The sequence below is a fragment of the Paenibacillus sp. ATY16 genome (assembly GCF_003399985.2).
Taxonomy (GTDB): Bacteria; Bacillota; Bacilli; order Paenibacillales; family Paenibacillaceae; genus Pristimantibacillus; species Pristimantibacillus glycanilyticus.
This window is the reverse complement of the sequence record NZ_NMOK02000023.1, coordinates 164,781-177,558: the sequence shown is the minus strand read 5'-3', so window position 1 is coordinate 177,558 and position 12,778 is coordinate 164,781. Positions and strand designations below refer to the sequence as shown.

Here is a 12,778-nt window from a genome sequence, read left to right as displayed (position 1 = left end):
TTGCCTTAAGAATTTACGGTCAATAAGCGTTCAAATCCTTGCAGCAATCCTTAGACCGTGAAGCCTGCCATCGTCAATAAAGACTTTATTCGTAATACCGCCAGCAACTACACCGGCAATAAAAATACGTGGAATATTAGTCTCATAGGTTTCAGGATCAAAGCTCGGTGATTTCGTTTCGGGATCTATCTGGACGCCAATTTTTTCAAGCAAATCGAGGTCCGGCTGATAACCAATAAGAGAGAAGACAAAATCATTTTGAATTTTCGTTACCCCGGCAGCCCCCTTAATATGCACAGCATCATCCTCGATGCGGGAAACGGCTGATTCGGGATAGAAGGATATGCGGCCTTCTCAATCAGGTTTCGGATATCAAGCAATAATGTAGGCTTGATCCCTTGGTAAACTGTAGCCCCACGGTGAACAAGCGTAACCTTTGCACCGTTGCGGTACAGGTCAATTGCTGCTTCGATTGCAGAATTTTTTCCTCCGGCGACAAGTACGGATCTACCCGAATAGGAATGTCCCTCAGTGTAATAGTGATGCACTTTGGGGATGTGTTCACCAGGAACGCCCATTAACCGTGGATGATCATAAATACCGGTTGCGATAACAATTTGGCGAGCTTCGAACTGTGCTACACGGCCGAGATGGTCCACTGCCTGGACCAAGTAGCCATTTTGAAGTTTATTTACTTCGGTTACCCGGTGAAACGTTAATATATTCATTTGCATCCTAGTGGCTACGGTACGATAATAGCGTAAAACCTCATTACGCAATGGCCGATCTTCATCGGAAAGAAAAGGGATATTCCCGATTTCCAGCCGATCGCTTGTACTGTACAGCCGCATATTCGACGGAAACGACAAGATGGAGTTGGCAATTGCCCCTTTCTCCAAAATTAAATAATCGATTCCTCTTTCTTGAAGTGCCATTCCGACTGCTAGTCCGCAAGGTCCTCCTCCGATAATAATGACTTCTCGCATATATTCTACTCCTCCTATCTAAGCTATTAATAAGGCATGTTTGTCCACTGATCCTCGATGTGCATGTATTTCCATATATACTAAATGAAATGACCCAGCAGCTAGAGAGTATGCAAGATAATCTATCAGAATGTTAACTTGTATATAAGAATGTACTTTTCTTTCATATTCTTTAAGTGCAATCGCTTTCTCGCAGAGGTGGGAGACATTCGCAAGTACCGTCATCCCAAGCAGATCACGAAGCTGGCTGGATTGAATTTAAAAACCAATTCCTCCGGCACACATGCCGGACAGACCCGGATAAACAAGAGAGGCCGGAAGCTTAATATCGCAGAGAAATATTAAGTAGCAGCCGATATCGACTGCTTTTTTGTTGCGCTAACAGGGAGGATAGTTACAATATGTGATGATTTACTAGAAACTATTTTGAGGAGGAATTATGAAGCATATCGTTAATCGTTCATACTAAAGGGCAGTTTTTTGTGGTAAAGAGACATGAATGAGACACTATAATCGGAATATGGCTTTTTATTAAGTGGCCTACTTGAATTGATGAAGGCAATGTATAGCCCCTTCGAGCCATTTTTTAGCGGAATATGATTTGTTAAAATGAAGGCACTATCAGGTGGAGGTTAAAAATCATCCTTAACGGGGAGACCATTTCCTTTTCAACGTATTAAATTTTGTCGCCGAAGAGCTTTCTTCCCGTATTGCATTTCTACGTAAGATTCATATCTAACACGATATTTCGCCAAGGAGTTAAACCTAAAATGTATAAGCAAATTAAATGGTTGATACTTATCATTCATTCGCTCACCATCTGGTTATGGGAGTATATTCGTCATGAATATTTATTGCCTTATATCTCAATGGGGGCAGGAAACTGGCTGTCGCCTTTAATTGTCTTTTTAATTACATTGATTTTCATCACACGACTATTCGCAATATTGGAGAAAATTCAGGAAGAACTTCATCAATCGAGGTTACTCCAGACGGCCGTTCAAGAACGCGAAAACTTGGCGAGGGACTTGCATGACGGAATTGCGCAGTCTTTATTTTTGATGTCCGTCAAACTGGATCATTTGAAACTTAGCGACGGACAAGAGGAGCAACTACAATCGATAAAAAAGACAGTTAGAGAAGTAAACGAATACGTGCGGCAATCGATTACCACTTTAAAGCAATCACCGGAAATCATTGTTGAACCAAGTCATGCTTCCATATACAAGATTATTAATGAAATGAATTTGGACCCCTCTATGAAAATCGAGTACAATATGCCAATCAATGAGTTGAATCTATCGGTTAAAGAACAGAATGGACTGTTTGAGTTCATAAGAGAAGGCATACATAATATTCAAAAGCATGCTGTGGATGCCAATCATATTCGTATACGACTTGATTCCTCAGACACAGGGTGGAAGTGCTTCATTTCGGATAACGGAAAAGGATTCATAGGCAATCCATTTCGGAAGGAAGGTAGTTACGGTTTGAAATTTCTAAAGCAAAGGGCATCGGAGTTGGGGTGGAATGTAAATTTAAGAAGGGATTCCGGCAGAACAACGCTTGAAGTCTGGCCTATTAACTAATCCAACTAAGCGAAAGGGGCTGTCCTAATGACAGCCCCTTTCGAGCTTATTCGTGGTTTATCCCTTTATGTGCCGACAGCTGGTCTTGAATTTCATTATCCTCTCGTACAAGTTTTGCGCCGTTTAGCATAACATAAGCGCCGCCGAGTAAAAACAACCCCCCTAATACAAACCAATAAATCATTTTAAATTTCTCCTTTCATCAAGTTTTATACATCCCTTAGGATATATCCAATTCCCCAAATCGTTTGGATCATATTGCGTGAGACAACCGAAACTTTGGACAGCTTGTCCCGAATTCTTTTTATATGCGTATCAATGGTACGGTAATTCGTTTGAGTTTCCTGCTTCCAAACCGTATGAAACAAATGCTCTTTCGTTAACACAATATTAGGATGACGAGCCATATAAGATAGTAATTCATATTCCTTTAGGGTTAATTTAACAGGAATATGGTCCGCAAGAATTCGGTGGGCAGAAGGCTCAATAATCAGATGAGAAAATCTTATGAGATCCTCCAGTTCAATCTCTGCTTCAGATTTCTTAATGGAATAGCGTCTGATGATTGCTTTTATACGTAGAATCATTTCTTTGTAACTGAATGGTATCATTACACAATCGTCGGCACCGGCCAGAAAGCTCTCTGCCATTTGTTGATCAGTCTTAGCTAATACAATAACAGGCAACTCGTTTTCGTTCTTGATGAGGGAACATAGAGGAGTGCCATCCGGATAAGGAATAGTTGCCTCGAGTACGACGAGACTGCAGTTGGCCTGATGAATTTTAACAAAAGCTGAACGGCTATCTTTTGCTTCTTCTACCAGGCAGCCTTCTTTTTCAAGTAAGGGTTTAAGATCCGTAAGCGTTCGTTTGTCTTGGTAGACAATGAGAACTTTCGCAGGTTTTATGGAGACGGACTTTAACATATTCCATTTATTCACCTCTCAATCGTTTCCTTGTTGTTGCTGTCCTCCTCATTTATTATGCAAAGCCCGCCAGTTATAAAAAATGACTCGATGGAGCTAGATGTGCGGAGCGATGTTACAGACTTTTGAACACTATCAAAATATAGGGCCGGCTTTAGCTCTAACGAGTCATGTTAAGCATTATAAATTCAGGCACAATAAAGATTACATAGAGAGGTGAAGATAGGAGGCTCCCATACGATGACGCAGCCAATACGGGTACTAATTGTAGATGATCATAGGCATGCACGCGAGGGCATGAAGGTTATTCTTAGTTCTAATCCTATTTTTGAATTAGTGGGAGAGGCTGAGAATGGAGGAGAAGCTATTCGGCTCACAGATATATGGATGCCGGATCTAATTTTAATGGACATTAATATGAAAGGCATGGATGGTCTAGAGGCAACGAAAGAAATTAAATCTCGTTTCCCCTACGTTAAGATTGTTATGGTGACGGTATCTGACGATATCACGCATTTATTTGAAGCTTTGAAAAAAGGCGCACAAGGATATCTGCTTAAAAATTTAAATCCTGGAGCCTGGCATGAGTATTTGAAAGCCGTTATTTTTGACGAAGCACCTTTATCTAAAGAACTTGCACTGCGTATTTTACAAGAATTTGCTCACAAGGATACGCCTAAAGTATACAGGGATCCATTAACGCCAAGAGAGCAAGAAATATTAGGCTGGGTTTCCCGCGGATCCTCCAATCGCGAAATAGCGGACAATTTAAATATTTCTGAGCATACCGTGAAAAACCATTTAAAGAATATACTGCAAAAACTGCAGATGGAAAATCGGGTTCAACTGGCGAGATATGCTTACGAAAGAGGATATAAATAATGTATTGATCAAATTGCATAAATTAAGATAACAGCAGCCGTCATGATGAGCGGCTGTTATTTTTATGGAAAATGTAAGGTTGAAGTAACTCTTTCGAGCCATTCTAGATGATTTTGATGCACAATATAATGGTTCAGTGACAGGCGGATAAAAATCTGGTGACAGTAAGGGGCATGATTGAATAGTGAAATCATGGATGAGTAAAGTAATAGCGGGAATAATGGGCTGCGTCATGATGATTCCTGCACTTCCTGTATCTGCGCATGATCATAGCGTTACGGCACCTGGTTCCTCGGGATTGTCTGCTTTCACGATTAATACGGGCATTTCCTCCATCGTTTTTGTTTTACTGGTATTAATTGCTTTTGTAATACAGGCCCGTACAAACGGAGCGCATGTGAGTAAAATGCTAGGAATGATGGCAGCGATGACGGTCACTATGAATTCTAGTCTCGTTGTCGGTACGGTGGCAGGAATATTACTGAATCATATGTTCTATGCGACTGTTATTGGCGTACTCTTCGGTATGCTTCTCGGTATTATTTCTGGGTTTTATTACAGCATACTTGCCGTAATGGATGGTATGCTTTCCGGAGTAATGGGCGGAATGATGGGAGCTATGCTTGGGGTTATGGTTCTTCAAGAATTTCCTGCCCAAACAATCTTGTTTATGGATTTTATCCTTATCATAAGTATGAGTTTGCTTTATAAAGTCATCCAGCAAGAAATGATCAGTATTAATGATGTTTCTATACCGTTAATGGAAGATTAAACCGCTCTCGGGCGGTTTTTTTATTTCAAATGGATCTGTTCAAAATTTGGACATGGCTAGCTATAATATAGCTCTTTCTAGTCATGTGTTAGGGATTGTCCCCATGCTAGACTGTTCTCAAATACAACTTGTGAGGGGTTAGCTTTAATGATCCATGCTGAATTTATTAGCCAAAGGTATAAAACATCATGAAGAATAAGCGGATTAGACGGTATGCAGCGGCAATCCTTTCAATGTTGGTCATCCTGCTTGCAGGCTGCGGTACTAAGCTGTCATCAAGTCCGTTCCTGGATGATCTGACCGTCTCCATACAGGACACTCCGAACAGCGGCGATACCACCGCCCATGAATATAAAATGGAGATTAAAGATTCAGCAGGCAATCCGGTAGATGTCGACCGTGTTCGAATTAATCTTTCCATGTCGATGCACGGGATGAATCATAAGATGAAAGAGCAAATGGAAAGGAGCGGATTAGGCCAATATCATACCAAGGTTTATCTTCCAATGAACGGAGATTGGAGAGCAATTGTTTCGCTGAAGAAAGACAATTCTGAGAGAAAGATTAGCCTGCGGCTCTAACCAGTCAATCATAGAAAAAGTAAAATAGGGGAGTAGTCAATATGGAACTTGCTACTAAAGAACAGAGTTCACCGGTGAAGCAGCCGGTACGCCGAGGTTTGTATGCCAGAATATGGCGATGGCACTTCTATGCCGGCATCATATTTATGCCGTTTCTCATTATACTGGCCATTACTGGCGGCGCTTATTTATTTAAAGATCAGATCGATGACGCGATGTATCATCATTTATATCGCATTAAGGCACAGCAAACCGCCGTGTTATCTCCTTCCTATCAACTAGAAGCCGTAAAGAAGGAGTATCCAGAAGCCGAACTGACTTCCTATAAGCCTTCTTTTGCCAAAGACCGTACTGCTGAGGTCGGAATATCCAGTGTGGAGGGCGACCGTATCGTCTTCGTTAATCCTTATGATGGATCAATTGTCGGGTCTTTGGATCCGTCAAAGACCTTTACTCAGCGTATTAGGGACTTTCATGGCAGCCTGATGGCCGGAGACAACTCCATTGGCGATAAGCTTATCGAATTATCAGCTTGCTGGGCGATCGTACTCATGGTAACAGGTCTCTATTTATGGTGGCCGAGAGGCGCGAGCAAAATATGGGGTGTATTGTTGCCGCGGCTCCGCAAAGGCCGGAAAACCACGATTCGAGATCTCCACGCGGTGCCGATGTTTTGGCTTAGTATTGTTATCATTATGCTTGTTATCACAGGACTCCCTTGGTCCGGATTCACCGGAAAATACATAGACAAGGCGGCAACATCCTTCGATAGTAATTACCCGGAAGGCGTAATGTGGGGCGGACCTGAATCAACGATTCCGACCAAAGACATTATGCAGGTGCCATGGGCCGCCGAGAACTTACCTGTTCCGCGTTCAAGCGAGAGTGGCGTACCATCATTGCCTATTGAAAATATACTCGCGATTGCCCAGAAGGAAAAAATCGTTGACGGGTATAGCGTTGCGCTTCCACAAGACGACAATGGGGTCTACACAATATCTGTGTGGCCAAAAAACGTCTATGATGAAGCTACAATTCACGTGGATCAGTACAGCGGAAACGTGCTTTCATCTTTACGATACAGTGACTACGGCACAATGGCAAAATGGATAGAGATCGGAATCTCCCTCCATGAGGGTAAATATTTCGGCGTTCTCAATCTGATTATATGTTTGCTTGCATGCATGGCAATTGCCGCCTCTTCGATACTCGGCCTCGTCATGTGGTGGCGCCGCCGGCCAAAGGGTTCCGGCATTGGCGCGCCGACAAAGCCGGTCAATCCCAAATTACAAAGCGGAGTGGCAGTTATTATCATCGTACTCGCCGTTTTAATCCCTCCAGTAGGTGTTACATTCTTAACTGCTCTTATCGTGGATTGGCTTATCGTACAACGCATTCCAAAGTTACGGGCATGGTTGAATTAAGTCTTATGTAGACTTATAACAAATTTAATGAGTAGCTAGACAGCAGTCGATTAGGCTGCTGTTTGATTATGCTAAACGGTCATTCAACTCCCTCGAAATGATTCATTATCCTCACTCAGGCTCATGAATTCGCAGGATTTCATCCTGTAGTTAAATTGAAGAAAGGATAAATGGTTAGCCGGTGGCTGGGAAATGGGGGAACTGGGCATGCGGAAATAAAGGTGAATTTGGATCACCCATATTGTTCCATAATACGCACGTCTCCACTTCGCCCTAGCGATTCTCACTCCCATGTCTCAACGGATCATAGCTCTTTCATTCCTTCGTCACATCTAACCACGGGTGGAGGTCGGTCTTTCAAACGGAACGGGTCCGAGCCCTTTTGTTGAACATCTCCCGATACTCCGTGCATCTTGTCATCCTGCGAATGCATCAGCTGGTGAGACTTTGTTAAGCTGCTTGTTGGAATACCTTAAACGGTTCGTATGAAGTATTGTTTTTAGCTAAAGCTACGAGCATTCGTGCTACTTTAGCGCATAATTTCATGATGGACTTCATCTTCTTCAGTTTCTTTTCCTCTACATTGAAACGATGTGCCGCTCTAATGTCATGACCATACTCATGGTCATGAGATAAAGAAAATGACGTAAGCGAGGCCGGCCGCGTTTACTGAGAACCATCTTTCCTCGCCATTTCCCTGAGCTTGCCTCCGCTAGATTTAGTCCAGCATGACGAAGTAAAGCATTCCCATGCGCATAGCCGCTTAAATCGCCAGCTTCACCGAGTATACCAGCTAGATTTGTTACATGAATGCCCCGTATTTCAAGGAGTTTTTGTGCATAAGGAATGCGCTCGAGAATGGTTCGGAGCTCATGCTCAATTTGTTGAAGTTGGCGTTGGACCAGGTCATATTCTTCGAGCAATTGACCAAGATGAAGCTTGTACGCGTGGAGTGCCTGAGTGGTACCCACACTGGTTTTAGCAAGTGAAATGAGCAATTCAGCACGTTTAACACCAGCATGACGCTTTACGTATTGCTTCCAACCGGAAAGGACTTGTTCCATAGTTAACCGACTGATTTCTTTGGGCAGAGGGAAGAGCCTAAGTGTTGCAATTGCACTGGTGCAAGTAAGGATTTTAAAGACCTGGCGAAGTTCAGGGAAAACAATATCTACCCAGCGATGAATCTGATTAACCGCAGCGTTCAGTCGTTTGGTAATGGTCTCTCGATTTGCCATTAGAATACGCAATTCCTCGTAGTCTTCAGGATGGAAACGAACAGGGGAGTAGTACCCGTTTTTGACCATGTCTGCAATGACGAGTGCATCCTTATGATCGCTCTTAGACGGTGTATTATCTCGGTTTTCTTTGTTCTTTTTGACGAGATGAGGATTCACCAGAACGGGCTCTATACCTTGATCGAGGAGCCAACTTGCAAGGCTAAACCAGTAGTGGCCGGTAGGTTCCATACCAACGACGACACTGCTAAGTTTGTGGGATTTGAGTAGATCTTGGATACAGCGTGCGAACAGATTAAACCCTTCACGATGGTTACCAAACTCGAGTGGCGTGCCCAAAGTAATCCCGCGAAAGCTGACAGCGCGGGCAACATGGACTTCTTGAGCGATATCTACACCAATGACCAAGTGATGAACGGTAATGTTTTCAATGAGTTGATTTTGCTTGTCTTGTGCCTTAAACTGCATAGTAGAGCGACCTCCTGATGGGCTTTTTGAGGCTTTTGACCTCGTGCGTAACCCCATCGTACTTTGTTCAAACTCCAAATTATTCGTTTTACAGGAATTCGGTGAACTTTAGCTCAACAACAATGACAGCAGTCGGAAGATTATTATGCTTCCCCTTACAAAGACAGTTTTATTTTATTTTTTTACCTACCATAGGGGAAGCATACAAGTATTCGACTGTTGTCCTGTTATACGATAGAGCAGATAAAAAGGAGCATGCCATATGGCTGCTCCTTTTTATCATGAGATATTAGAATAGGTTAATATAACTGCATGCTTTTTTGAATAAATCGGACTTGATTTCCAGATCATTGCGAAGGAAGGCAGGAGTGCTGTTCAATTTTCCAAATGCCTGGCAGAGAAGCCTGCTTTGAATGCTGTTTTCTGGGAACTGCTCCCTGAGCCAATCGACGGAATGCGGTTCCTTAGAGTCTACGATTCTTCTAAATCGATAGGACCAAGTACACCAATCCGCCGGCTTCTCCCGGGCGTCAATAGATTCTTCGCTTCTTAACTGACCCGCGTTTGTTGACAAGTGCAGTTCGATTCGATAGCCGTTGATCCGATCATCGAACCAGGTGAACAATTCCAATTCTCGGATTAAGAAGACTTGTAATCGACTCTCGATCTCAGGCGCAGGGTCAAGCAGTTGAACGGACATTTCACAATCTCTCCCTTTGATCGCTTACGAGGTTAGCTGTCGGATTCGGACGAGAGAGTCGCCCTACCGGTAGGCGAACTACCGGATTCACCCCTGAACATATCTCTTAAGACATATCCCATTTGGTTCCCCCGCTGCTTCCTTTGGAAGCATTCAGCGAATACATTTAAGCCGTAGGTGGCTTGTCATTTATCATATGCCTATCTAGTTGTTCTGTAAAATGTTGCGATATATAAATTAGCGTGTCATTTCGTCATATTTTGCGTTGGCGGATAATGAAAACGGATAAAACAGGTTATATTGTCTGAATTCTATTTGGTTCTCATTGAATCTTTTATTCATTTCAATCCCTGGAAAGAAAGCGATAGCCGATTCCCGGCTCGGTTACAATAAATTTCGGTTGAGTAGAATCTTCCTCCAGCTTTTTACGCAAATGCCCGATATATACCCGTAGATAGTGGCTTTCAGACTCGCTATGATTACTACCCCACACTTGCTGCAGTAACTGACGCTGTGTAACCACTCTCCCGGCGTTTGAGGCAAGTATCTTCAGAAGGTCATATTCAGTAGGCGTTAACTTTAAACGCTCTCCATTCAATTCCACGATTCGCTGAGCCAGATCAAGGGTAAGCTCGCCTATTTTGAGAATCGGCTCATTGGCCGATTTAGCTACATGCCTAAGAGCAACGCGAATTCTAGCCACCAATTCTCCCATGCCGAAAGGTTTTGTCACGTAATCGTCAGCGCCGCTATCCAAAGCTAAGATCTTGTCTTCTTCTCTATCCTTGGCAGTAAGTACAATGACAGGAGCGCTCGACCACTCCCGTATGCGCCTAAGAACCTCCATGCCGGAAATATCCGGTAATCCCAAATCGAGAACAATCAAATCCGGATGAATTAAGGAAGCCTGCCGGACGCCTTCTTCTCCGGTAGCCGCTTCGTGCATCGTATATTGATGTGCGTGTAAAGTCACCTTAAGCAGTTTGCGAATTTGCGGTTCGTCATCGACGATTAGTATGCGAGCTCCTAGTTCATTCATATTCATCGCTCTCCTTTTCCTCAGGTATAGTATACATTTCGTGCCGTTTTTTCAAGGGAAGATTAATTGTCATCACGGTTCCTTGCGGTTCATTGCGACGACCCGAGATTGATCCGCCGTGAAGCTCTGCAATTCCTTGGCAAATGGCCAATCCCAATCCCGTACCGGTCACTTGCTTGGTTGCGTTGGCACGATAAAATTTTTCGAAGATTCGTACGTATTCGTCTTCGCTGAGCCCGATTCCCTGATCGAAGACGGAGATATGAAGGTTATCTTTATCCTCCCACACCTTAATGTCGATGTTGCTGTAATCCGGACTGTATTTAATCGCATTGCTGACGATATTAACTAACATTTGCTCCAATAGCACTTCATCGCCTATCACCATAGGAGTGTTATCTGGTAACTGCACGCGCAACGCTCGATGTTCCTGAAAATCTTTGACTTGAGCCAGCGTAACCCCGATCAGATCCTCTACGTCGCACCAATTATTTCTCAGACGCAACATACCGCTTTCCAACTGCACCATGCTGAGCAGGTTGATGACCAGACGATTCATGCGAAGCGCGCCATCCCGAATGGTGGTGAGCAGTTCCATCCGATCCTCCGAGGTGAAAAGGTGATCGCTCTCGATCAAGCTGGTTGACGAGCCGATAATCGCCGCTAACGGGGTACGTAGTTCATGAGATACGGAATCCAAAATAGCCGTACGAAGACGTTCCGATTCAGCCGATAAATGAGCGATTTTGGCTTCTTCGGCTAGCTTCACACGAGCGATGGCGCTAGCCGCTAAACCACCGATCGCCTCCAGCATCTGATGCTGCTCGGTCTTGAGCCCGCTTTTCAATTCCTTCATGTTGAGCGCCAGCACCCCGTATATACGGTCTTCGGTCTTCAAAGGAAGATAATAACCTTGAGAGTATCTTAAAATATTCGACCCGTATCCGGCCGCTTCGCCGTCTTCGAATGCCAGTATCGCAATGACAGTTTCTGCCTCGCTCTGTCCCCAATCACTAAGAGCGTCTGAGCGGTGCGTCAGGACTAACTTGTTCCGTTCGTCTGGCAAATAAATCGCACTCTCCGCACCTATGTTTTGCGATACGTGACGAGAAACGTTATCCAGCAATGCGTGGATGTCAGTAAGAGCGCTCATCTGGCTGCTAAGCGCATAGAGGGAGGCGGTTTGGGCTTCCTTTTGTTTGGAATAAAGCAATTGTTGTTTTAGCCTTGCCGCCAGACTGGAGATCAACACAGCTACCGCCAAGTAAACACAAAATGAAATGAGATAACGCAAATCTTCTACAGTAAAGCTCAGCTCTGGCGGAACGAAGAAAAAATCGAACGCCAGCACCGCTACGATTGCCGAGTAGATCGCGGGGCGGAACCCCCAAAACACGGAGCTTATGAGTACCGGAAATAAATAGATCAGCGATATATTCACCAAATCGATTTCAAGTATGAACGGATGCAAAATGGCTGTCATGAGACTGATCAACAGCGTAATGCTTGCGTATGACCACCACGGTATCCATAAAGATTGTATTTTGCCCACGATGTTATCACTTCCTGCCTGTCCTAATTCTGTCACTTACTCTTTAAGATTACTGTAAAAAAAGAATAAAATAAACCATTCCAAGGTGTAAAAATACTATAAAAATGATCAAAAACGCTCGAAATATAGAGTATTACGCATAAATCCGAAGATTTCATAAATAAGTTTTATAAAAATGAACGAAATAATCCGAATTCAAGTGAATTCAGTCTGTTATTCGATTTACAAGTTTATTAGCAGGGAGTAAGATACCTCCATGTTTATAACCAAAATGAACTTGATTTCATGATTAGGAGGAAGCCATGAACCCACGGAACCAAGAGCGATAAGAATAGATTACATATTGCGGGCGAAAGTTATCCACAATAAGGAAATTAAGGTACGCCGCGATATGCTAGGCTCGGACGTTTTACCGAATAACCGTAAAGGACGTGTTGAGATGATGGATTTTTGGATGATTTTTACCTTGTTCGTCTCCTTCGCGCTTGTGACAGGCTTTATAGTCTGGTGCGATAAAACGATCGACGAGAAGGGTGAGCGCTCATGACGGTCATATTGATTTTCACGGGTATTTTGTTCGTTTATCTCGTTTATGCTCTGCTTCACCCCGAAAAATTTTAG

General features: G+C 43.5%; 13 protein-coding genes, 2 pseudogenes and 1 riboswitch. Of the genes and pseudogenes, 7 read left to right on the top strand and 8 right to left on the bottom strand.

Translation table 11 applies throughout. The features are described from left to right. Positions 1 to 30: 30 nt before the first annotated feature. Together CFI03_RS31085 and CFI03_RS13650 are read right to left on the bottom strand one after the other, a co-directional pair. The gene (locus CFI03_RS31085) at positions 31 to 297 is read right to left on the bottom strand and encodes an NAD(P)-binding domain-containing protein (protein WP_349292475.1); all 267 of its coding nucleotides are present in this window, start codon (positions 295 to 297) and stop codon (positions 31 to 33) included. Continuing rightward, positions 270 to 986 (bottom strand): NAD(P)-binding domain-containing protein, encoded by a 717-nt coding sequence (locus CFI03_RS13650; RefSeq protein WP_283094522.1) that lies wholly within the window; start codon positions 984 to 986, stop codon positions 270 to 272. The genes CFI03_RS31085 and CFI03_RS13650 overlap by 28 nt, the downstream gene beginning before the upstream one ends. Positions 987 to 1,172: 186 nt before the next feature. On the opposite strand from CFI03_RS13650, the pseudogene CFI03_RS13645 reads away from it, so the two are divergent. After that, positions 1,173 to 1,307: pseudogene (locus CFI03_RS13645) on the top strand (transposase); the annotation flags it as partial. A 449-nt stretch (positions 1,308 to 1,756) separates the two neighbouring features. After that, positions 1,757 to 2,575, top strand: a complete 819-nt coding sequence (locus tag CFI03_RS13640; RefSeq protein ID WP_248757646.1) for a sensor histidine kinase — start codon at positions 1,757 to 1,759, stop codon at positions 2,573 to 2,575. Between the two features lie 46 nt (positions 2,576 to 2,621). Here CFI03_RS13640 and CFI03_RS13635 read toward each other — a convergent pair whose 3' ends face one another. Next, complete coding sequence (locus CFI03_RS13635; protein ID WP_248757645.1) at positions 2,622 to 2,759, bottom strand: hypothetical protein; 138 nt, start codon at positions 2,757 to 2,759, stop codon at positions 2,622 to 2,624. 25 nt (positions 2,760 to 2,784) lie between these two features. Continuing rightward, the gene (locus CFI03_RS13630; RefSeq protein WP_248757644.1) at positions 2,785 to 3,516 is read right to left on the bottom strand and encodes a response regulator transcription factor; all 732 of its coding nucleotides are present in this window, start codon (positions 3,514 to 3,516) and stop codon (positions 2,785 to 2,787) included. A 225-nt stretch (positions 3,517 to 3,741) separates the two neighbouring features. On the opposite strand from CFI03_RS13630, the gene CFI03_RS13625 reads away from it, so the two are divergent. The 4 genes from CFI03_RS13625 to CFI03_RS13610 all read left to right on the top strand — a co-directional run bounded on the left by CFI03_RS13625 (position 3,742) and on the right by CFI03_RS13610 (position 7,160). Next, on the top strand, positions 3,742 to 4,383 hold the full coding sequence (locus CFI03_RS13625) for a response regulator (RefSeq protein WP_248757643.1): 642 nt from the start codon (positions 3,742 to 3,744) through the stop codon (positions 4,381 to 4,383). 184 nt (positions 4,384 to 4,567) lie between these two features. Then, a complete protein-coding gene (locus CFI03_RS13620) occupies positions 4,568 to 5,155 on the top strand; it encodes a hypothetical protein (RefSeq protein WP_248757642.1) in 588 nt (195 codons plus the stop codon). Positions 5,156 to 5,343: 188 nt separating this feature from the next. Further along, the gene (locus CFI03_RS13615; RefSeq protein WP_248757641.1) at positions 5,344 to 5,736 is read left to right on the top strand and encodes a FixH family protein; all 393 of its coding nucleotides are present in this window, start codon (positions 5,344 to 5,346) and stop codon (positions 5,734 to 5,736) included. Between the two features lie 41 nt (positions 5,737 to 5,777). Continuing rightward, complete coding sequence (locus CFI03_RS13610) at positions 5,778 to 7,160, top strand: PepSY-associated TM helix domain-containing protein (RefSeq protein WP_248757640.1); 1,383 nt, start codon at positions 5,778 to 5,780, stop codon at positions 7,158 to 7,160. A gap of 450 nt (positions 7,161 to 7,610) precedes the next feature. On the opposite strand, the pseudogene CFI03_RS13605 reads toward CFI03_RS13610, so the two are convergent. The 4 genes and pseudogenes from CFI03_RS13605 to CFI03_RS13590 all read right to left on the bottom strand — a co-directional run bounded on the left by CFI03_RS13605 (position 7,611) and on the right by CFI03_RS13590 (position 12,157). Beyond that, positions 7,611 to 8,866, bottom strand: a pseudogene (locus tag CFI03_RS13605) (IS110 family RNA-guided transposase). Between the two features lie 289 nt (positions 8,867 to 9,155). Continuing rightward, positions 9,156 to 9,566 (bottom strand): hypothetical protein, encoded by a 411-nt coding sequence (locus CFI03_RS13600; protein WP_248757639.1) that lies wholly within the window; start codon positions 9,564 to 9,566, stop codon positions 9,156 to 9,158. 5 nt (positions 9,567 to 9,571) lie between these two features. Further along, a riboswitch (cyclic di-AMP (ydaO/yuaA leader) is annotated at positions 9,572 to 9,735 on the bottom strand. 174 nt (positions 9,736 to 9,909) lie between these two features. Beyond that, positions 9,910 to 10,611, bottom strand: coding sequence for a response regulator (locus tag CFI03_RS13595; protein WP_481857679.1), 702 nt, complete (start codon positions 10,609 to 10,611; stop codon positions 9,910 to 9,912). Then, positions 10,598 to 12,157, bottom strand: a complete 1,560-nt coding sequence (locus CFI03_RS13590) for an ATP-binding protein (protein WP_248757637.1) — start codon at positions 12,155 to 12,157, stop codon at positions 10,598 to 10,600. Before CFI03_RS13590 ends, CFI03_RS13595 begins: the two co-directional genes overlap by 14 nt. Positions 12,158 to 12,700: 543 nt before the next feature. Here CFI03_RS13590 and kdpF point away from each other — a divergent pair. After that, positions 12,701 to 12,778 carry a K(+)-transporting ATPase subunit F gene (gene kdpF, locus CFI03_RS31430; RefSeq protein WP_397334277.1) on the top strand — a complete coding sequence of 26 codons (78 nt, stop codon included), beginning with the start codon at positions 12,701 to 12,703 and terminating at the stop codon, positions 12,776 to 12,778.

What these genes read in the sequence shown, in the direction of transcription:
- kdpF (WP_397334277.1), top strand. Translation starts at nt 12,701, where the DNA reads ATGACGGTCATATTGATTTTCACGGGTATTTTGTTCGTTTATCTCGTT.
- CFI03_RS13625 (WP_248757643.1), top strand. Translation starts at nt 3,742, where the DNA reads ATGACGCAGCCAATACGGGTACTAATTGTAGATGATCATAGGCATGCA.
- CFI03_RS13610 (WP_248757640.1), top strand. Translation starts at nt 5,778, where the DNA reads ATGGAACTTGCTACTAAAGAACAGAGTTCACCGGTGAAGCAGCCGGTA.
- CFI03_RS13615 (WP_248757641.1), top strand. Translation starts at nt 5,344, where the DNA reads ATGAAGAATAAGCGGATTAGACGGTATGCAGCGGCAATCCTTTCAATG.
- CFI03_RS13595 (WP_481857679.1), bottom strand. Translation starts at nt 10,611, where the DNA reads ATGAATATGAATGAACTAGGAGCTCGCATACTAATCGTCGATGACGAA.
- CFI03_RS13650 (WP_283094522.1), bottom strand. Translation starts at nt 986, where the DNA reads ATGCGAGAAGTCATTATTATCGGAGGAGGACCTTGCGGACTAGCAGTC.
- CFI03_RS13640 (WP_248757646.1), top strand. Translation starts at nt 1,757, where the DNA reads ATGTATAAGCAAATTAAATGGTTGATACTTATCATTCATTCGCTCACC.
- CFI03_RS13600 (WP_248757639.1), bottom strand. Translation starts at nt 9,566, where the DNA reads ATGTCCGTTCAACTGCTTGACCCTGCGCCTGAGATCGAGAGTCGATTA.
- CFI03_RS13635 (WP_248757645.1), bottom strand. Translation starts at nt 2,759, where the DNA reads ATGATTTATTGGTTTGTATTAGGGGGGTTGTTTTTACTCGGCGGCGCT.